Genomic DNA, 20132 nt, shown 5'->3' on the forward strand with positions numbered 1-20132 from the left:
GCGCTAACGTCGTCTCGCGCTGCAAAAGGAGTCAGCGCTTCACGCGCGGCGACCCCCTCTGGCCTGCCGGCCATCTCCCCCTCAAGGGGAGAGATCTGCAGCTCCAACGCCGTCTTTTTTCAGCCCAATGTTGTCATGTATCCTTGGAATCGAACGTAGAGCAGGGTTTATATCATGCGGTGGGTCTGGAAGTTTCTGTTTGCGCTGGTGAGCAGCGTGGCTTTCGCGGCCTCGCCGGAGGACGACTATGTCGCCGCGCGTGACAAGGCGATGGCTGATATCGCGGCGCTGAACAGCGCGAACGCGGCAATCGAGACCATCGACGCTGAGAACGAGAAGGCGCTGGCCGACCTCCAGCAGCGTCTTGCCGGCATCATCGGTCCGCTGGCGGTCAAGGACTTTCCGCCAACCGGCACAATCAATATCGAAAGCCTCAGCGATTCCGATATCGGCTATGGCATGCTCGATGGGCTGCGAAACACCAAGGACGACGACGGCCCCAGTCTGGTGGCAACGACGCGAGGGCTGCTGGAGCGCTGGCTCCAGTCCAGAACCGCCGAGACCGACGAAAGTTTCAAACTGCCCGCCGGCATCGATGAGGCGCTTAAGCTGGATGCCTTCTATACCCAGGCGATCAACAGCGACGCCGCCTTCGAGGGAACGCTCGACTTTCCATTGAAGAAACCCGAAGGCGCCGACATCGCCTTCGCACGGCTCGGCGGCTGGACGCAGGACGTCGGGCCGATCTATGAGCAGGAAGTCATCGTTACGCTCGTCAAAGGCAACAGCGTGAGAATTATCGCAGCGCCGGCAGCCCCTGCCGTTCCGAAGATCGCCGCCTGCGACGCCGTGTGGGCTGCTGCGGACGCCGCCGCGCAGAAATTCCAGGAGGCCTACCAGGCATCGGACCTGAAGGACGAAAAAGCGTTCGAGTCCTCCAACGCCGCCTGGGACAAGGGCGACAGCGACTACCGGGCCTGCATGGCGCAGCGCCTGCCGGCTGACCCGGCTTTCCCGGCGCTGCTCGCCCAGGCGCAGGCGCTGGCCGATCAAATGGCTGGGAAGTAAGCCTCCCGCAAGGGCCCGCGCGGCAAGATCAGGCGGCTTGTTGCAATCTGAGGCGAATATGACTTCGCCGCTGGGTTGCAGAACGCTGCAACCTGGCGTCCTACTTTCGGACACTCATTCAGATTTCGGCTGGACCCTGGCAGCCAAAAGCTTACCGTTTGTTCTCGGATTCGTCTCGAAGCTCAAACTTAAGCTTTAGCTACTATGGTCGACCGAAGGACTACTGTCCTGGAAAGGTCTTCGGATCGAGTTGGCAGGTGCAATGCTCAATTCCGGCCGGTTGAAACGGGCCGTTTTTTCTTCCGCCAACTTGCCGGCGGCGATTGCCTTTGTCGTGCTTCTCGTCTGCGCCCTGGTTGCCGACCAGAGGAACAGAGAGGTCTCCGATCAGCTGGCGCGCGCCGACGTCCTGGCCAAGGTCAACATCATACGCGCCAAGCTCGAAGGCAACATAGGCGGCAATCTCCAGCTGGTTCAGGGTCTCGTTTCGACAATCGTTACCGAGCCTTATATGGGCCAGCAAAGATTTGCGGCACTCGCCCGTAATCTGTTCGAGCAAAAATCGCAGTTGCGCGATATTGCCGGCGCCCCCGACCTCGTCATCGCGCTGATGTATCCGCTGGAAGGCAATGAAAAAGCCATCGGGCTGGACTACCGCAAGAGCGATACGCAACGCATGGCCGCGCTTCGCGCCCGTGACCAGCGCGCGCTGGTGCTCGCCGGGCCGGTCAAACTGGCGCAAGGCGGACGTGGCTTCATCGGCCGTATCCCGGTCTTCGTGCCGACGGCGGGTGGCGGCGACCGTTTTTGGGGTATCGTCTCGGCCGTGATCGATGTCGATCGGCTCTACGCTGCCAGCGGACTGACCGACCCTGATCTGGATATCGATGTGGCGCTTATCGGCAAGGATGCGCTCGGCGGCGGCGGGGAACTGTTCTTCGGCGGCGATAATGTCGTGTCCGGCAATCCGGTGATGGCAGAGGTGCAATTGCCTTCAGGCTCCTGGCAAATTTCAGCCATACCGAAGGGCGGCTGGCCGACCGCTCCGAAAAATGAGTGGCTGTTGCGTCTGCTCATGGCGCTTGCCGGCGCGCTGGTGGTGCTGCCGATCCTCGTGGCAGGACGTCTTTTCGGTGAGCGGCAGAAAAATGACGCCGAGTTGAGGCGCCTGTCCCGGCGGCTGGAGTTGGCGTTGGAAGCCTCTGCTATAGGCGTGTGGGAGCACGATACCGTCAGCAACGAACTCGTATGGGACGACCGCATCAACGAAATCTATGGCAAACCCGGCGGCGGCAAGACCCGTAGCTATGACGACTGGGCGCTGGCGATCCATCCCCAAGACTTCGAACGGGCTAAAGCAGATTTCGATTCGGCTGTTGCAACACAAGGCCCCTACTCTTCGCAGTATCGGCTCCTGCGGCCGGACGGCACCATTCGCCATGTGCGCACCCGCGCCAGTTTCTTCCGGGACATCGACGGCACGCCAAAAATGATCGGCGCCGAATGGGATGTGACAGGCGACGTGCTGCTCAACGAGAATCTCGTGCGTGAACGTCGCCTTTCAGAATCGAAAAATGCCGAACTGAACCTGGCCAAAGCCCGCATCGAGCATGTCGCGATGCATGATTCGCTGACCGGTCTGCCCAACCGTCGGTATCTGGACGAGATGCTTGCCGAAAACCGCGAAGCCGACGGCCGTGCGGCGTTGCTGCATCTCGACCTTGACCGGTTCAAGCAGATCAACGACACGCTCGGCCATGCAGCGGGCGATGCATTGCTGGTGCATGCTTCGAAAGTCATCAAGGCCAGCGTCGGCAGTGCCGATTTCGTTGCGCGCATCGGCGGCGACGAGTTTGTCGTGCTGAGCCATGGACGCGACGACAAGGAACTCGCCGCGCTGGCCGACCACATTATCGATGCGATGCGCCAGCCGGTCGACTATCTGGGTCACCAGTGCCGGTTCGGCGTCAGCATCGGCATTGCGGCCAATAGCGGCGTCGATGCAAGGCAGTTGCTTGTCAATGCCGATCTGGCGCTGTACCGGGCGAAAGGCCGCGGCCGCAACCGCTACGAGTTTTTCAACGAAGAGCTGCAGAGCGAGATCGTGCGGACCAAGCAGACCGCCGATGAGATTCTGGGCGGGCTCGAGCGGAACGAATTCATCGTCTACTATCAGCCGCAGTTCGACGCCAAGACGCTGGAGATCGTCGGCGTCGAGGCGCTGTCGCGTTGGGATCACCCGCAACGCGGCATGCTGACCCCCGACGCCTACATCAAGGTGGCTGAAGAACTCAATGTCGTGGCGCTTATCGACCGCACCGTCCTGGAGCAGGCGCTCGATAATTTCGAGCGTTGGTCGCGCAGCCACCTCAACATCCCGCGCGTCTCGGTCAACGTTTCCGCACGGCGCCTGGAAGACAGGGACCTGATCAAGGGTTTGCGCAAGCTTCCCATCAAGGAAGGGACCGTGTCGTTCGAACTGGTGGAGTCGATTTTCCTCGACGAAAACGACGAGCTGGTCAGCTGGAACATCGAACACATCAAGGGGCTCGGCATCGACGTCGAGATCGACGATTTCGGCACCGGGCATGCCTCGATCGTCTCGCTGTTGAAGTTGCGGCCCCGTCGCCTCAAGATCGACCGCCAGCTGGTCACCCCCATCACCAGCTCAACCGCACAGCGGCAGCTTGTGTCGTCCATCATCGACATCGGCAAGTCGCTCGGGATCGAAGTGATCGCCGAGGGCGTCGAGACGATGGAGCACGCGCGCATCCTGAAAGAGCTTGGCTGCGACATCCTGCAAGGCTTCCTGTTCGGCTACCCGATGGATGCCAAAGCCTTCAAGGCCTTCGCGCAGTCGCGCAAATGGCTGGCGGCGAGCTGACAAATCCTGGCTTTGCCGGACGCAAATGCGGACGCAGGACCTGCGTCAGGTCCGCAGCCCCGGCGCCTCGTGCCCGGTCCTCTCCACATATTCGGTATAGCCGCCGCCATAGGTGTGGATGCCTTCTGGCGTCAGTTCCATCACGCGGTTGGAGAGTGCGGCCAGGAAATGGCGGTCGTGCGAGACGAACAGCATGGTGCCTTCGTATTGCGACAGCGCCGTGATCAGCATCTCCTTTGTGGCGATGTCCAAATGGTTGGTCGGCTCGTCCAGCACCAGCAGGTTGGGCGGGTCGAACAGCATCAGCGCCATTACCAGGCGCGCCTTTTCGCCGCCCGACAGCACCCGGCATTTCTTCTCGATCTCGTCGCCGGAAAAGCCGAAGCAGCCGGCGAGTGCCCTGAGCGGCGCCTGGCCGGCTTGCGGAAACGCGTCCTCCAGCGTCTGGAACACGGTGCGTTCGCCCTCCAACACCTCCATGGCGTGCTGGGCGAAATAGCCCATTTTCACACTCGGCCCCCGAGCAACTGTGCCGGCATCCGGGTCAGACGCGCCGGCCACCAGCTTCAGCAGTGTCGACTTGCCGGCGCCGTTGACGCCCATGATGCACCAGCGCTCGCGGCGGCGGACCTGGAAGTCCAGCCCCTCATAGATCGAGCGGCTGCCATAGCCCTTGTGGACGTTCTTCAGCGTCACGACATCCTCGCCGCAGCGCGGCGCCGGCTGAAAATCGAAATTCACGATCTGACGGCGCTTGGGCGGCTCGACACGATCGATCTTGTCGAGCTTCTTCACCCGGCTCTGCACCTGGGCGGCGTGTGACGCCCGCGCCTTGAAGCGCTCGATGAAAGCGATCTCCTTGGCCAGCATGGCCTGCTGGCGCTCGAACTGCGCCTGCTGCTGCTTGTCGGCGATCGCCCGCTGCTGCTGGTAGAATTCGTAATTGCCGGAATAGGCGGTGAGCGAACCGGCGTCGATCTCGACCACCTTGTTGACGATGCGGTTCATGAACTCGCGGTCGTGCGAGGTCATCAGCAGCGCGCCCTCATAACCTTTCAGGAACTGCTCCAGCCAGATCAGGCTTTCGAGATCGAGATGGTTGGACGGTTCGTCGAGCAGCATGACATCGGGCCGCATCAACAGGATGCGGGCCAGCGCCACGCGCATCTTCCAGCCGCCGGACAGTTTGCCGACATCGCCGTCCATCATTTCCTGGCTGAAGCCCAGGCCGTCCAGCACTTCGCGGGCGCGGCCATCGAGCGCATAGCCGTCGAGTTCCTCGAAACGGTGCTGCGCCTCGCCATATTTCTCGATGATCTCATCCATCCGGTCGGCCTGCTCGGGATCGGCCATGGCCGCCTCGAGTTCGGCCATTTCGGCCGCCACGTCGCTGACCGGCCCGGCGCCGTTCATCACTTCGGCCACAGCACTGTGGCCGGCCATGTCGCCGACATCCTGGCTGAAATAGCCGATGGTGACGCCGCGATCGACCTGCACCTGGCCCTCGTCGGGCTGCTCCTGGCCGGTAATCATGCGAAACAAAGTCGTCTTGCCGGCGCCGTTCGGACCGACAAGGCCGATCTTCTCGCCCTTCTGTAGCGAGGCCGAGGCCTCGATGAAGACAAGCTGGCGGCCGTTCTGTTTGCTGATGCTTTCAAGACGGATCATGAGGCGGTCCGGGGGAGTTGGTGCAAAGTTGAGGGATTTGCCCGGGGCCATACGCGAATGAGCGCAAGGAGGAAAGAGGCAGAAGCGCCACAGATGGTGGCGAGGACCCCGTCATCGCGCTCGAAAACAAAAATCCAGCGATTGTCGAAAACCGCCCTCGCGGACCGACATTGGCACGGCGGCCTGCATGGCCCCCAAACAGCGACACCAACAGGCAGGAATATGACGATGGCCAAGATGCTCGTGATCTACAAAACCCCGGCTGATCCGGAGGCGTTCGACCGGCACTATTTCGAGGCTCATGTGCCGCTGGCCAAGAAGCTTCCCGGCCTGCGGCGCTACGACATCAGCAGGCGGCCCATCATCAAGCGCTCGGCGGGCGAGATTCCGTATCTGGTCGGGACACTCTATTTCGACAGCCTCGCCGATATGCAGAGCGCATTTGCCACCGAAATCGGCATTGCCTGCGCCGCTGACCGGCGTATACTCGCCCCAGGAGACGATGACTTGACGATGCTGCTGTTCGACGTCGACGAAGTGTGAATCTTAGCCGATCTCGGAGTGGAACGAAGGAGCCGCGCCGAAGCGGACGACGTTACTTCGCGTCGTGGAAGATGATCCCCACTGTATGCCGCCTGCCGGAGCGCAGGCGGCTGACGCCGTGCCTGAGGTTGACGCGGTAATGGCCTTTCGTGCCTTGCACCGGGCGGTTGTGGACAGCAAAGATCACCGCATCGCCCCGGGTCAGCGGCACCACTTCGGCACGGCTTTGCATGCGCGGGCGCTGTTCGGTCAGGACGAATTCGCCGCCGGTGAAATCCTCGCCGGGCTGCGACAACAGGATCGCCACCTGCAGGGGAAAAGCGAGATCGCCATAGAGGTCCTGATGGAGGCAGTTGAAGTCGCCGGGGCCATATTGCAGGAGAAGCGGCGTCGGCCGCGTTTGGCCGCTTTCGTGGCAAAGCTGGAGGAAGGCGGCGTGGTCATCGGGATAGCGCCGTGCCACGCCCATGCGTTCGTTCCAGTCGTTGGCGACGCCGGCGAGCCTGGGATAGAGCGCGGTGCGCAGGCCACCGACCAGATCCGGCAGCGGATAGCGGAAATAGCGGTACTCGCCCTTGCCGAAGCCATGGCGGGCCATCACCACATGGCTGCGGAAATGGTCCTCATGCGGATAGAGACCGGCGATCTCGGTGCACTCCTCGGGTGAAAGCAGCGCCGGCATGACGGTGCTGCCGTGGCTGTTCAGTTCGCCGATCAGAGCACTCCAGTCCTGCGCTGCGATGCGCGCTTCGGCCGAATGGGCTGCGCGTTTGGTGCTTATCGAATGGATGGTCATGGATGCCTCCTTTGCTTGCGGTCAAAGTGGGGCGAACGAGGCGCCTGGGCCACCCGATTCCTGCGATGAACATTGTCATCTGCTGCCGGCAGCGATTAACTGTGTACATGCATCTTTCGATCGAACCGCTAAATGGCGTCAAAGGGCTTCCTCTCGGATCGTCTAAGGCGACTGTCAGATCCTTCTTTTCAGGAGAGCTCAAGGTCTTCCGGCGGAGCCCAACCAGCGTTCCGGCCGACTATTGGCCGGACCTTGGAGTATTCGCCTATTACAAGGCCGATGGCGCACTCGAAGCGCTAGAATTCACCTCGCCTGCGATCTTGGAACTGGGTGGCGCGTCGCTGTTTCCGATTTCCATGGAGGTTGCGCTGAGGTTCTTGAGACAAACCGACCCCAATGTGAAGGTCGAGATCGATAGCGCGATTTCGAATGCTCTCGGCATCAGCATCTGGACAGCCATAGGAAAAGAAGCGGACTCCCAGGTGGAAACACTTTTGCTGTTTGCAGCCGGCTACTACGGCTGATCCTTCCGGGCGATATCCACTGCAGATCGACTGCGTATCGATCGCATCAGACCGGATCGGCACCCTTGCGGCGATACGCCTCCAACTCAGGGTCCAGATCGACCCTCGCCGCGTTTGTGAACAGGCAGGTCGCCACAATGATGCCGGCGAAGGCGACGAGGTTGACCAGCAGTGTGTCGTCGTAGCTAGCCTTGAGTGCCGCCCAGACATCGTCGGGAACGGCGTTGGTATCGGCAGCGACTGCCTTGCCGAATTCGATCAGCAAAGCTTCTTCAGCGCTGGGCTCGATCGCCTCGGGATCAAGACCGCTGTCGATCAGCGCGCGGCGGAAGAAGGTAAGCGGTATCTCGGCGCGGCATCTCTCGGAGATCGCCAGCGACAACAGCCAGACAGCGCGGTCGTCGAGTGCGGGCTTGAGCAGATCGCGCAGGGTGAACCATTCGGCATAGATGCGGTGGGCCGCCGGTGAATGCAGCAGGATGCGCTTCATGTTGGTCATGCGTCCGCGAAGGCCAAGCTCCCTGTCGTGCTCGGCGCGGATGTCTTGCGATGCCGAGGCGTAGTCGATCGGCGGGATCATGGCCATGGGACGGTCCTTGGTTGGTGGCAGCGAGGCATTCTGCGAAGCCCTCACCCAAGCGTCGTATGCAATTGCGGCGCGGCGCGCAGCGTGTTGGACACCGTGCAGATCGCTTCGGCGTCCTCGACGATCCGCTGCTTGGTCGCAGCGTCGAGATCGCCTGAGATGTCGAGCCTGATGTTGAGCCTTTCGACGCGCGACGGCTCGTCCTTGGCCTTCTCGCCGCTGACCTCGGCGCGTACCTCGCCAAGCGCGGCGGCAACCCCGAGGCGGGAGGCGGCGATGCGCGCGCTCAGCACCATGCAGGCGGCGAGCGAGGCGTAGAGCAGGTCGAGCGGATTGAAGCCCGGCGCGCTGACGCCGGTGACGACATCGACTGCACCGCCGGTCGGAGTGGTGATGGAAGGCAAGCCGCCGGGCTGCAGCGTCGCCGTCGCGCCGGTGACGCGGGTTCTGACCTTCAACTCAGCCATCGCAAAAACCTTTCTGCCGGCAGCCCGGCAAAGATCAGGGGCACTGTGGCGCGCACACGAGTGCGATTTGCACACGCGTTGCGGTGCCGAACAACATGCATGTGATTAGACACTACCGGCAAACAGGTGCCTACTGCATTGTCCACGGGGATGCGGATAACCGAGGAGAGGCCCATGATTGCGCTCAATGTAAACGGCGAGGATCGCAGTGTCGACGTGCCGGACGATATGCCATTGCTGTGGGTGCTGCGCGATGTCATCGGCCTGACCGGCACGAAGTTCGGTTGCGGCATCGCCCAGTGCGGCGCCTGCACGGTGCAGCTTGACGGGCAACCGGTGCGATCCTGCGTGTTGCCGGTCGCGTCGGTTGGGTCGCGCCATGTCACCACCGTCGAGGCGATCGATGCGACGCCATCGGGCAAGAAAGTGCAACAGGCATGGCTCGACCTTGAAGTCATCCAGTGCGGCTATTGCCAGTCCGGCCAGATCATGTCGGCCTCGGCGCTGCTGGAGCGCAACCCCGACCCGAGCGACAGCGATATCGACGCCGCCATGTCCGGCAATATCTGCAGGTGCGGCACCTACACGCGAATAAGAGCGGCCATAAAACAGGCCGCGAAGGCCTGAGGGAGATAGCCAGCCATGAGCAAGCCGTCCTCCTCCCCCACCCAAAAATTCACCTCGCGCCGTGCCTTCCTGCAGGGCAGCGGCCTTCTGCTCGGCTTCACCATGCTGGGCGCCGGCACCAGGCCCGGTTTTGCCGCCGCCGAACCCGTCGAGGGCGACGTCACCGCCGCCTTTTCACCCGATGCTTTTATCCGCGTCGACAGCGACGGCAAGATCACTTTCATCCTGCCCAACATCGAAATGGGCCAAGGCACGCACACCGGCGAAGCGACGTTGATTGCCGAGGAACTGGAAGTCGGCCTGGACCAGGTGAAGGTCGTCGACGCGCCGCCCAACGACAAGCTGTACGCCACCGCTGCGCTTGGCGGCCAGGCAACGGGCGGCTCGACCTCGATGCGGGTAACCTGGGAATCGCTGCGCAAGGCAGGCGCCGTTGCCCGCACGATGCTGGTTGCGGCAGCAGCCGCGCAATGGGCGGTTCCGATTTCGGAATGCAGCGCCAAGCTTGGCGTGGTCACGCATCTGCCGACAGGCCGGCAGCTGGCCTATGGCGCGCTCGCCGACGCAGCCGGCAAGCAACCGGTGCCGAGCGACGTCAAGCTCAAGGACCCCAAGGATTTCCAGCTAATCGGCAAGTCGCTGCGCCGGGTCGACACGGCGGGCAAGGTCAATGGCGCAGTGGTCTACGGCATCGATGTGCGCGTGCCCGGCATGAAGGTGGCGACGGTCGCCGCCTGTCCGGTGATCGGCGGCAAGCTCGGCGATGTGGACGAGACGGCGGCACGCGCCGTCCCAGGCGTGCGCGATATCGTCAGGCTGGACAATGCGGTCGCCGTGATCGGCGATCATTTCTGGGCGGCCAAGAAAGGCCTCGAGGCCCTCACCATCACCTGGGACGAAGGCGCCAACGCCAGGCTTTCAAGCGCCGATATGATGAACACGCTGAAGGCTGCGTCCAAAAACAAGACACCGATCATGGCGCGCCAGGAAGGCGACGTCGCCGGCGCGCTGAAAGCCGCCGTCAAGACGGTCGAGGCGAGCTATGAGCTGCCGTTCCTGGCCCATGCGCCGATGGAGCCGGTCAACTGCGTCGTGCATGTGCGCGCCGATGAATGCGAGATCTGGCTCGGCACCCAGGTGCCCACCCAGGCGCAAGGCTGGGCGGCACAGGTCACGGGCTTTCCGCTCGACAAGATCATCGTGCACAATCACCTGATCGGCGGCGGCTTCGGCCGCCGGCTGGTCGCCGAATATGTCGGCCAGGCGGTGGCGATCGCCAAACAGGTGAGCTACCCGGTCAAAGTTATCTGGACGCGTGAAGAAGACATCCAGCACGATCTCTACCGGCCGACCTACTACGACCGGATATCAGCCGGTCTCGGCGCCGACGGCCTGCCAACGGTGTGGATCGACCATGTCGCCGGCGGTTCGGTGTTGGGCAATTACATCCCCGGCGGCTGGCCTCAGGACAAGCTTGACGACGATGCCGTCGAGGGCGCCGCCAAACCGCCCTATGATCTGCCGGTCATCCAGGTCGACTGGGTGCGCGAGGACCCGCCGGTGCCGATCACCTGGTGGCGCGGCGTCGGACCGACGCACAATGTCTTCGTGGTCGAAAGTTTCATGGACGAACTCGCCCATTCGGTGGGCAGGGATCCGGTAGAGTATCGCCGGGCGCTGACAAAGAACCAGCCGCGGGCCGCAGGCGTGCTCAAGCTTGCGGCCGAAAAGTCGGGATGGGGCTCGCCGCTTCCGGCCGGCAGCGGCCGCGGCATTTCCCTGCACGATGCCTTCGGCAGCTTCATGGCCGCGGTGCTGGAGATCTCGGTTTCAGCGGCCGGCGAGATTACGCTGCAGCGCGCGGTGGTGGCCGTCGATTGCGGCATCGCCATCAACCCAAACACGGTCGAAGCCAGATCGAAGGCGGGTTGATCTTCGGCCTGTCGGCGGCGCTCTACAGCGGCATCACTTTCAGCAATGGCCGCGTCGACCAGAGTAATTTTCACGACTACCGCATCCTCCGCAACAATGAGGCGCCGAAGATCGAGGTCTATCACGTCAAGAGCCTGGAATCGCCCGGCGGCATCGGCGAGACGGCAACGGTTTCGGCCGGGCCTGCCCTTGCCAACGCGATCTTTGCCGCGACGGGAAAACGCCTGCGCAGCCTGCCCATCGACCGCAACCAGCTGAAGAGCGACGGCGCCGATAAGACCAGCGTGTCGATGGTGCCGCCGCCCTCAGCACCCTTGCTGGCGGTGCTGGCGAACAGCAGGGAGCGCCCGGAGACCGGCATCGAAACCGAAGCCGAAGCGCTGTGAGGGCCAGGCCATGAGAAGCTTGATCCGCATCCTCCTCGCTGTCGTGGTCGTCATCGCCGCCGGCGTTGCGATCTTCCTGTTCAAACCGGCGTCGCTGCCGGACGTCTCCGTGGCGGCGGCGAAACTGCCGACCGGTCAGGCGCTGATCGATCGCGGCGAATATCTGACGCGCGCCGCCGATTGCGTCGCCTGCCACACAACCGGAGGCGGCCAGCCCTATGCCGGCGGCGTTGCCTTCAAGCTGCCGTTCGGCACCGTCTATTCCCCAAACATCACCGCCGACAAGGAAACCGGCATCGGCGACTGGAGCGACGCGGAGTTCGTGCGTGCCTTGCATCAGGGCATCGACAAGCAAGGCCGCAATCTCTATCCGGCCTTTTCCTATGCCTCCTATGCCAGGATGACCACGGAAGATGCGCTGGCGATCAAGGCCTATCTGTTCAGCCTGCCGCCGGTGCACGCCGAGGCGCCGAAGAACGATCTGAGTTTTCCGTTCAACCAGCGTTATGTCCTGCGGTTCTGGAACCTGTTGTTCGTTCCCGACGGTCCGTTACCACAAGACGAAAAGCAGAGCGCGGAATGGAACCGCGGCGCCTATCTCACCGAAGCGATGGCGCATTGCGGCGAATGCCACACGCCCCGCAACCTGTTCTATGGGCTCGACAACAGCAAGAAATTCGCCGGCGCCGAACTGCAGGGCTGGAAGGCCTACAACATCAGTTCGGACAAGACGACCGGCATCGGCAGCTGGAGCGAGGAGCAGCTGTCCAACTATCTCTCCAAGGGTCATGCGGAAGGGCGTGGTGCGGCCACCGGCAACATGGGCGAAGCCGTCGACTACAGCCTGCGCCATTTGACGCCGGAAGACATCAAGGCGATCGTCACTTACGTAAAAACCGTTCCGCCGCAAGTCAGCAGCGACAAGGCGATCGTCGAAGTCGAGCCGCCGGCAACACTGACGACGTCCATCGCCTACGCTCCGTCTGCCGATTCAGTGGCGCAAGGCGGGCTCGGCCTGAAGCTGTTCCAGGGCGCCTGTGCCAGCTGTCACGGATGGAACGGCGAAGGGCTGCAGACACCTTATGCGGCGCTGCGCGGCAGCCGCACGGTCAATGACCCCGATGGCACAAACCTCATCCAGGTCATCCTGAAGGGCGCGCATATGACGACGCCGCTCGGCAAGCAGGCGATGCCGGCTTTCGCCAATGCCTATTCGAATGTCGAGATCGCGGCGCTCGGCAACTATGTGCTGGCGCATTTCGGCGGCAAGCAATCCGCCATCACACCGGCCGACGTGGCCAAAGCGCGGGCGCAGTGAAGGACGGCGGTGGGGTCACCGGCAGCCGCGCAAAATGTGTTTCTGAATCTTGCCGGAGGCGGTGCGGGGCAACGCGTCGGTGAGCAGGAATTCCTTCGGCACCTTGTAGCGGGCGATGCGAGCCGCACAGTGCGCCGCGAGCGCCGCCGGATCGAGGACGCAGCCAGCCGTCAGCACGACGAAGGCACGCCCCACCTCGCCCCAGCGCTCGTCGGCGATCCCGACGACAGCGACTTCCGAAATGTCGGGATGATCGAGCAGCGCCATCTCGACCTCGGCTGGATAGACGTTCTCGCCGCCCGAAATGAACATGTCCTTGCGGCGGTCGACGAGGGTGACGAAACCATCTTCGTCGCGGCGCGCAATGTCGCCGGTGCGGAACCAGCCATCCGGTGTAAAGGCCTGCGCCGTCTCATCGGGCCGGTTCCAGTAGCCCGGCGTGACATTGGGGCCTGACAGCCATATCTCACCCGGCTCGCCGGCTGCGGCGTCGTGGCCATCTTCGTCCACGATGCGCAGCGACAAAGACGGCGCCGGCAGGCCGGCGGAGCCGGCCTTGCGGGCGATCTGGTGTGCCTCGACCGGCATGCCGAGCACGGTGCCGGCTTCGGTCATGCCGAAGCCGTCGACCATGCGCACGCCCTGCTCCAGCCACCAAAGGATGTCGGCGGCGGGATTGGGCGCGCCACCGGTAAAGATGGCCGTCAGCGTGGTCCAGTTCGCCGGCGCGAACGCGGTGCCGTCGCGCAGCATCCGTGCCATTTGCGGGACGCAGAAATAGTGGGTGACGCCGAGGTCCGGGTCTGCCAGACGGCGGTTGGTGAGACCGGCCTCGAAGCCGGGCGAGATCAGCACGGTGCCGCCCTGCAGCAAGGGCGGACGCAGGCTGGTGATGAGGCCGATGACATGGAACATCGGCGCGTCGCAGAGGAAGATGCTGGAATTGCCGACCCGCCCCAGCACGCCGAAATTGACCGCGGTGGCGAACGCATTGGCCTCGGTCAGGATGACACCCTTGGGCCGGCCCGATGTGCCGGAGGTGTAGAGGACGATCGACGGTACATCGCCCGCCGGCAAAGCGCGTCGTAGCGCGGGCGCTTGCGCTTCGACCGCCGCGGCAAAGGCCCTGACCTCCACAGGTACACAGCCTTTTGGCAGCGCCGTAATCAGCGCCGCGTCGTGCAGCAGCAGCACCGGCTCGCAATCGGCCAGGACCGTCTGCTGCTCGACGACGGAAAGGCGCCAGTTGACCGGCACGAAGATGGCGCCGAGCCGCATGGCGGCCTGCTGCGCGATGAGTAGATCGGCGCTGTTGCGGGCGAGCGTCGCGATGCGTTGTCCCGGCTCGATGCCGTAGTCTTCCAGCACAGCCATGGCGCGCTGGATGGCCTCGTCGAGCGTACGGTAAGTCCAGCGCCGCCCGGATGCGAGATCGACGCAGGCGACGCGCTGCGGCTGCGCGCCCGCGTGCAGCGCCACGGGGTCTGAAGTCGTCCAGGCCGGCATTCGCATCTTCTCCCCGGATTGCGCCCTCACTCTCGGCTCAGTCGGTCGCCGGGATCACCTCGCTTGTCATAGGCGCCGAGCCCGGGCTTGTAGCTCTTTTCGTCGATGAACTGGCGGATGCCTTCCTTGCGGCCGTCATTGTCGTAGGAATTGGCCGCTTCCTGCGCGCGCACCAGATAGTCCTCGGCATTGTCGTAGGTCATCTCGCCGACGCGGCGGATAGCATCCTTGGTCGCCTTCAGCGCCACCGGGTTTTTCTTCAGCAGGATGTTCGCCACCTCGGTAACTCGTGGCTTCAGCTCCGCCAGCGGCAGGCTTTCATTGACCAGCTTCCAGGCCGCCGCCTTCCTGCCGTCGATCAGCTCGCCGGTCAGCGCGTGATACATGGCGTCGCGCATCGACAGGAGATCGACCACCACCTTGGTGGCGCCGCCGCCGGGCAGGATACCCCAGTTGATCTCCGACAGAGCGAATTGCGCCTCGTCGGCGGCGAAAGCGAGGTCGCAGGCAAACAGCGGGCCGTAGCCGCCGCCAAAGCACCAGCCATTGACCATGGCAATGGTCGGCTTGCGATACCAGCGCAGCCGCCGCCACCAGCCATAGGCCTCGCCTTGCGCCTTGCGGACGGCGCCCAGCCCCTTGGCCTCGGTCTCGCGAAAATACTCCTTGAGGTCCATGCCAGCCGACCACGCACTGCCCTCGCCCGACAGCACCAGCACGCCGACATCATCGCGGTATTCCAGCTGGTCGAGCACCTCCATCATGCGCCGGTTGAGCGCCGGGTTCATGCAATTTCGTTTTTCAGGCCGGTTGAAGCGCACCCAGGCGATGCCGTCCTCGATGTCGAAGGCAACGGTCTCTTCGGTCATGGCAACTCTCCTCCCGCTTGCGTTCCTGTGTGGCGGGGAGAAGAGTTGTGCTCTTCCCCTGCATCAATCGCTATGTGACATAGCTTTTAGAATTGCTATGTTGCATAGTCTTTTTTGCTTGACAAGAACCTTGGTCGCAGCGATCGGTTGCAGCATGGACGAGACATCGGACCGCAGCGGCAAGGTGGCTGGGGTGGCGCCTGAAGACAGGCTCGACGCACAGATCGGCTACAATCTGCGGCGAGCTTCGACCCTGGCGCTCAATGATTTCACCGCCGAGATGGCCGATGCCTCACTGCGCCCGGTCACCTACGGCATGCTGGCGCTGATCGACGAACGGCCCGGCATCAGCGCCGCCGAGCTTTGCCGCCGGCTCGGCATGAAAAGCGCCAACATGGCGCCGCTGCTGGCCGAACTCGAGGAGCGCGGGCTGGTCGAGCGCGATGACCATGCGCAGGACAGGCGCGTGCAGGTGCTCGCTCTGACCAAGGCAGCCAAAGCCGCCATGCCGGCATGGCGGCTCAAAGTGCGCAACCACGAGGACCGGTTCCTGCAACGGCTGACGAAAAAAGATCGGGCAACACTGCTGCGGCTGTTACGGCTGATCTGGAGCGAGGACGGCGATTGAAAGGGAGGCCGGGGTGCTTCGGTGCTGATCGTAGCGATGATGGGCGCGGCGACGCCGAACACCACCTGAGGTTTCCGCGAGACACCCCCTCTGCCCTACCGGGCATCTCCCCCTCAAGGGGGGAGATTGGACCTCACCTCTGCCTTCGCCAATCTCCAACGTTGCGACGCCGTAGGCGCAGCTGATCACTCCCCTTGAGGGGGAGATGGCCGGCAGGCCAGAGGGGGGTGCGAAGGAACTCGGCATTGCCCAGGTTTGGCGCAACACTCTGCCAGCAGTCTTCACCGCGCCCGTTTCCTCTCCACCCTGCCCTTTGCTAGGCTCGCCCATCGGCAACAGGATCGCGAGAGCCATGATCGTCCAGACCTGCATCAACGGCGCGCGCGCCGCCGATTTTCACCCCACGCTGCCGCTCGACGCCGAAGCCATGGCGCGCGATGGGGCGGCTTCTATTGCCGCGGGCGCGGCCGAGTTGCATGTCCATGCGCGCGGAGCGGACCGCCGCGAAAGCCTTTCGCCGGCGGCGATGGACCCGACGATCGCAGCACTTCGCCGCGCATGCCCCGGTACGCTGATCGGCGTCTCCACCGGCGCCTGGATCGAGAACGACGACGTCAGCACGCTGGTCGCCATCGCCGCCTGGCGCGAACTGCCGGACTATGCCTCGGTCAATCTCAGCGAGGCGGCAGCACCCATCGTCATGGAAAGCCTGCGTCAGCGCGGCATCGGCATCGAAGCCGGTCTGGCTTCAGTCGCCGACGCCGAGCGTCTCGTCAGCCTCGACCATGGCGGGCGCGTGCTGCGCGTCCTGATCGAGATTTCCGAGCAGACGCTAGACGAGGCTTTTGCGGTCGCCGACGGCATCGAACAGGTCCTGGAGCGCGCCGGCATTCGCCGTGCCATCCTGCTGCATGGCGAGAACGCGACGGTGTGGCCGTTCGTGCGCCGTGTGGCGGATCGCAACTGGTCGACGCGCGTCGGGCTGGAGGATGGGAAGCATCTGCCGGATGGCACGGTTGCGGCCGGCAATGCCGCGCTGACGGCGGCAGCCGTGGCGATCTTCCAGGCCGGGCGATAGCGCATACAAGCAGCGCGCCAAGGCATCGCCGAGACGATGGCGATCGCAAGGCCCGGGCCGCGAAAGTCGGTGAAAGCTATTCAAATTTTATGTATTAATTAAACCGGCAGTTAATCGTCGCATCAACGATCTCATCGGTGTTAATATTCTCCGGCATCGGGGACATTTTTTAATGAACGTCATTCCGGATAATGATCACGCTGCGCCGCGTCGGATTCAACAATATACATCGATACAGACCCTGCGGGGGCTAGCAGCCCTAATGGTTGTTATCTATCATCTTCCGGCCGCACTAGGCGTGCTCGATTTGCCTATTCCCATTCTAAACAGCGGCGTCGACCTGTTTTTCGTCATCAGCGGTTTTGTCATGGTTCTCTCGACGGAGAACAGACATCGCGACCACCGTGCTTTTTTGATGCAGCGGTTCACGCGCGTCGTTCCGTTCTATTGGGTCATGACCTTCCTCATGGTCGCCGCACTTTGGCTGTTTGCCGGTCGTGGAGTGTCCTTTGAGCAGATTACCAATAGCCTGCTTTTCGTGCCCTATCTCGATACGGCCACAGGCTATGTCCAGCCAGTGCTTGGCGTGGGTTGGACGCTCAATCTGGAAATCCTGTTTTACATTCTGTTCGCGGCGACTATGGGTTTTGGTGCGCTGACGCAAATGGCCACGATTGGCGTTGTCTTTGCAATCGCCGTAGCCGCACGCATTATCTTCAAACCCGCCGCCGACACTGTGCTGTTTTTCTATACCACGCCAATCCTGTTTGAGTTCCTTGCCGGCATGGCTGTCGGCCATCTGGTCGGCAGACTGGTGCGTTTGCCGGCTTTCCTGGGCGCCTCGGCTGTCGGGTTCGCTATTGTGTCCACACTGGTGATGGTACTTGGCTTCAACTTGCCGCGAACCCTTGCTCAAGGTATCCCGGCGCTGATCCTTGTCGCGGGTTGCATCAGCCTGGAGAGCTACTTCCGACTTTTTGCTCCTCGCGTGCTGGCAAGGCTGGGAGATGCTTCCTACTCTCTCTATCTGACCCATCCTATCGTGCTGCTCGCGATCGCTCCTGTCGTTGCAACCGCCAATGTGTCACCATGGCTTGCAAGCATAGCTATTGTCACCGCCTGCATCGCCGTGTCCCTGGCGAGTTATAGTTTTATCGAAAGGCCGCTTTTGGCCATGTCGCGAATGAGCCTCTCCGCTTATCAGGTGAAGGCGTGAGTTGCGGCTACGCCGCAGCTCGGTCGGCCTGCCATTCGGGTGCGTTGCTCACTACGACCTACCGTCGCGTTCAAGCGACCACGGCCGCGGCAAGATCGTCTTCGAACTCCCTCACCTAGTGCTGTCGCGCACATCCTCGACTGCCCCAAAATGTGCAGCGGTTTTGGGACGACATGCATCCTGTCTTGCCTGAACGCACACGGGAACTGACACAGAGGGATGACATAGCTCTTGCTGCTGTTAAAAATTCCCCATAAGGTATTTTTCATATCCGAAAGAAAATCCGATCGTTTCTTTCCCATTATGAAAGCCTTGCCTTTGCGTGAGCATCTCGATCAAACCGATCGACGGCTGGTAAAGCTGTTGTCGCAGGATGCCCAGCCCGGCATCAACCGGCTCGCCGAGACGATGGCGATCTCGGTGCCGACGGTGCGCTCAAGGTTGCGCAATCTGCTCGACCGCAACCTCTTGAAGATCGTCGGGCTGCTCAATCTGACCGAACGCCCCGAGTTGATCTCGGCCATTGTCGGCATCAACGCTCAGGGACGTGGCCGCGCCCGGGAACTGGCGCAGCGCATTGCCGAACTGCCTTTCGTCAACTCGGCCTCGGTGGTTACCGGGCGCTTCGACATCATCGTCGACGTGACCGTCGCCGGCGATGTCGCCGACCTCTACCGCATCACCAGCGAGCTGATTCCGGGCGCCGGCATTCCCGGGGAAGTCGTGCGCAGCGAAACCTTCGTCGTCATGGCTTCATGCAACAAATGGGTCAGCCTTCCCGAAGGCTGCTGGTCGGAAGAAACACCGTCACGCAAGGAGCCGGCATGAGAATAGCTGTTCTCGGCGGCCTCGGCCTGCAGGGACGGGCGGCCATCGCCGATCTCGTCGCCAGCGCCGGTGTCGAGGAAGTCGTCTGCGTCGATACGTCGGCTGACGGCCCTGCCCGGCTTGCCGGGCTGACCGACCTTTCCCGCGTGCGTTTCGTCATGCCCGAGGGCGCGATCGGTCCGGCGCTTGCCACCGTGCTGGCGGATGTCGACGCCGCCATCGATCTGTTGCCGCAGCCATTGATGCGCGAGGCGGTGCAGGCCGCGATCGCAACGCGCACGCCGCTGGTCACTACCAATTACGGCAAGGCGATTGCCGATCTGGCGCCGGAGGCTGAACAGGCCGGCGTTTCGATCATGACCGAATGTGGGCTCGATCCCGGCATCGACCTCGTGCTCTATGCGCGCGCCGCAAAGCAGTTCTCTACGATCTCCTCGATCGATTCCTATTGCGGCGGCATCCCCGAACCGAAGGCGATGGCGAAGCCGCTTTGCTACAAGGTAAGCTGGAATTTCGACATGGTTCTGGTCAGCCAGAACCGCGACAGCGTGATGATCGAGCATGGCAAGCGCGTCGAAGTGCCGGCCGGGCGGCAGCACGACAATGCCTTCATCCACGAGATCGAGGTCGCGGGCCTCGGCCGGCTGGAAGCTTTCCCCAATGGCGACGCTCTGCACTATGTCGAGATGCTGGCAGCCGCCAAGGGATTGCAACGCTCGGGCCGCTATACGCTGCGCTGGCCGGGATGGTCGGCGTTCTGGGCGCCGCTGAAGGAACTCGGCTTCCTCTCCGAAGACAAGGTGCCCGGCACCGGCGCCAGCCCACGCGAATTTCTCGGCCGTCTGCTCGGCCCGCAACTGCAATATGGCGCCGACGAGAAGGACCTTTGCGTGATGCGCAATGTCTTTTCCGGTCTCGAGGGCGGCCGCGCCAAAACGGTGACGTCGGACCTGATCATCGAACGCGACCTGGCATCCGGCCTGTTCGGCATGAGCCTCGGCGTCGGCTATCCCGCCAGCATCGTGGCGCAGACGCTGGCGCGGCGCGAGATCGCCACACCTGGCCTGCTCAACCCGCTGCTGCATGTGCCGGACGAACCCTTCTTTGACGAGCTGGCGAGGCGTGGCATCAAGGTGACCGAAACGGTGGCCTGGGACTGACGATTTTCGAACGGTGGCTGCCGCCGGCAAACGGTGCCTCCGCTCAAA

19 protein-coding genes are annotated in these 20132 nt (G+C 62.9%); 13 read left to right on the forward strand and 6 right to left on the reverse strand.

Annotated elements, in window-relative coordinates:
• The first annotated feature begins 174 nt into the window (after positions 1 to 174).
• The gene (locus NKI37_RS05515; protein ID WP_352790538.1) at positions 175 to 1068 is read left to right on the forward strand and encodes a hypothetical protein; all 894 of its coding nucleotides are present in this window, start codon (positions 175 to 177) and stop codon (positions 1066 to 1068) included.
• A 262-nt stretch (positions 1069 to 1330) separates the two neighbouring features.
• A complete protein-coding gene (locus tag NKI37_RS05520) occupies positions 1331 to 3952 on the forward strand; it encodes a bifunctional diguanylate cyclase/phosphodiesterase (protein WP_352790540.1) in 2622 nt (873 codons plus the stop codon).
• A gap of 45 nt (positions 3953 to 3997) precedes the next feature.
• Here NKI37_RS05520 and NKI37_RS05525 read toward each other — a convergent pair whose 3' ends face one another.
• A complete protein-coding gene (locus tag NKI37_RS05525; RefSeq protein WP_352790542.1) occupies positions 3998 to 5620 on the reverse strand; it encodes an ABC-F family ATP-binding cassette domain-containing protein in 1623 nt (540 codons plus the stop codon).
• Between the two features lie 222 nt (positions 5621 to 5842).
• Between NKI37_RS05525 and NKI37_RS05530 the strand changes: the two genes are divergently transcribed.
• Positions 5843 to 6163, forward strand: a complete 321-nt coding sequence (locus NKI37_RS05530; protein WP_352790544.1) for an EthD family reductase — start codon at positions 5843 to 5845, stop codon at positions 6161 to 6163.
• A gap of 52 nt (positions 6164 to 6215) precedes the next feature.
• Here NKI37_RS05530 and NKI37_RS05535 read toward each other — a convergent pair whose 3' ends face one another.
• On the reverse strand, positions 6216 to 6959 hold the full coding sequence (locus NKI37_RS05535) for a 2OG-Fe(II) oxygenase (protein ID WP_352790546.1): 744 nt from the start codon (positions 6957 to 6959) through the stop codon (positions 6216 to 6218).
• 65 nt (positions 6960 to 7024) lie between these two features.
• On the opposite strand from NKI37_RS05535, the gene NKI37_RS05540 reads away from it, so the two are divergent.
• Positions 7025 to 7483 carry a hypothetical protein gene (locus tag NKI37_RS05540; protein WP_352790548.1) on the forward strand — a complete coding sequence of 153 codons (459 nt, stop codon included), beginning with the start codon at positions 7025 to 7027 and terminating at the stop codon, positions 7481 to 7483.
• A gap of 46 nt (positions 7484 to 7529) precedes the next feature.
• Here NKI37_RS05540 and NKI37_RS05545 read toward each other — a convergent pair whose 3' ends face one another.
• Together NKI37_RS05545 and NKI37_RS05550 are read right to left on the reverse strand one after the other, a co-directional pair.
• On the reverse strand, positions 7530 to 8069 hold the full coding sequence (locus NKI37_RS05545) for a carboxymuconolactone decarboxylase family protein (RefSeq protein ID WP_352790550.1): 540 nt from the start codon (positions 8067 to 8069) through the stop codon (positions 7530 to 7532).
• A gap of 44 nt (positions 8070 to 8113) precedes the next feature.
• Positions 8114 to 8536: an OsmC family protein gene (locus NKI37_RS05550; RefSeq protein ID WP_023670326.1), complete on the reverse strand. Its 423-nt coding sequence runs from the start codon at positions 8534 to 8536 to the stop codon at positions 8114 to 8116.
• A 174-nt stretch (positions 8537 to 8710) separates the two neighbouring features.
• Here NKI37_RS05550 and NKI37_RS05555 point away from each other — a divergent pair, with 174 nt between their 5' ends.
• The 4 genes from NKI37_RS05555 to NKI37_RS05570 are packed head-to-tail and all read left to right on the forward strand — an operon-like array spanning position 8711 to position 12799.
• Complete coding sequence (locus tag NKI37_RS05555; RefSeq protein ID WP_031197152.1) at positions 8711 to 9163, forward strand: (2Fe-2S)-binding protein; 453 nt, start codon at positions 8711 to 8713, stop codon at positions 9161 to 9163.
• Positions 9164 to 9178: 15 nt separating this feature from the next.
• Positions 9179 to 11095, forward strand: coding sequence for a xanthine dehydrogenase family protein molybdopterin-binding subunit (locus NKI37_RS05560; protein ID WP_352790552.1), 1917 nt, complete (start codon positions 9179 to 9181; stop codon positions 11093 to 11095).
• Positions 11092 to 11481, forward strand: coding sequence for a hypothetical protein (locus NKI37_RS05565; RefSeq protein WP_352790554.1), 390 nt, complete (start codon positions 11092 to 11094; stop codon positions 11479 to 11481). Before NKI37_RS05560 ends, NKI37_RS05565 begins: the two co-directional genes overlap by 4 nt.
• A gap of 10 nt (positions 11482 to 11491) precedes the next feature.
• Positions 11492 to 12799, forward strand: coding sequence for a c-type cytochrome (locus NKI37_RS05570; RefSeq protein WP_352790556.1), 1308 nt, complete (start codon positions 11492 to 11494; stop codon positions 12797 to 12799).
• A gap of 15 nt (positions 12800 to 12814) precedes the next feature.
• Here NKI37_RS05570 and NKI37_RS05575 read toward each other — a convergent pair whose 3' ends face one another.
• Positions 12815 to 14311: an AMP-binding protein gene (locus NKI37_RS05575; protein WP_502897515.1), complete on the reverse strand. Its 1497-nt coding sequence runs from the start codon at positions 14309 to 14311 to the stop codon at positions 12815 to 12817.
• A 20-nt stretch (positions 14312 to 14331) separates the two neighbouring features.
• Positions 14332 to 15174, reverse strand: a complete 843-nt coding sequence (locus NKI37_RS05580) for a p-hydroxycinnamoyl CoA hydratase/lyase (protein WP_352790560.1) — start codon at positions 15172 to 15174, stop codon at positions 14332 to 14334.
• A 154-nt stretch (positions 15175 to 15328) separates the two neighbouring features.
• Between NKI37_RS05580 and NKI37_RS05585 the strand changes: the two genes are divergently transcribed.
• From NKI37_RS05585 to NKI37_RS05605, 5 genes are all read left to right on the forward strand, one after another.
• A complete protein-coding gene (locus tag NKI37_RS05585) occupies positions 15329 to 15802 on the forward strand; it encodes a MarR family winged helix-turn-helix transcriptional regulator (RefSeq protein WP_352790562.1) in 474 nt (157 codons plus the stop codon).
• 352 nt (positions 15803 to 16154) lie between these two features.
• Complete coding sequence (locus NKI37_RS05590) at positions 16155 to 16880, forward strand: 3-keto-5-aminohexanoate cleavage protein (protein WP_023727806.1); 726 nt, start codon at positions 16155 to 16157, stop codon at positions 16878 to 16880.
• Positions 16881 to 17052: 172 nt separating this feature from the next.
• Entirely contained in the window at positions 17053 to 18096 is a 1044-nt protein-coding gene (locus NKI37_RS05595) for an acyltransferase family protein (protein ID WP_352654522.1), read from the forward strand.
• A gap of 318 nt (positions 18097 to 18414) precedes the next feature.
• Positions 18415 to 18924 (forward strand): Lrp/AsnC family transcriptional regulator, encoded by a 510-nt coding sequence (locus tag NKI37_RS05600; RefSeq protein WP_023670324.1) that lies wholly within the window; start codon positions 18415 to 18417, stop codon positions 18922 to 18924.
• Positions 18921 to 20084: a saccharopine dehydrogenase family protein gene (locus NKI37_RS05605; RefSeq protein WP_352790564.1), complete on the forward strand. Its 1164-nt coding sequence runs from the start codon at positions 18921 to 18923 to the stop codon at positions 20082 to 20084. Before NKI37_RS05600 ends, NKI37_RS05605 begins: the two co-directional genes overlap by 4 nt.
• Positions 20085 to 20132: the final 48 nt, after the last annotated feature.

This window comes from Mesorhizobium sp. M0626, from assembly GCF_040320665.1.
In the GTDB taxonomy this organism is placed as follows: domain Bacteria; phylum Pseudomonadota; class Alphaproteobacteria; order Rhizobiales; family Rhizobiaceae; genus Mesorhizobium.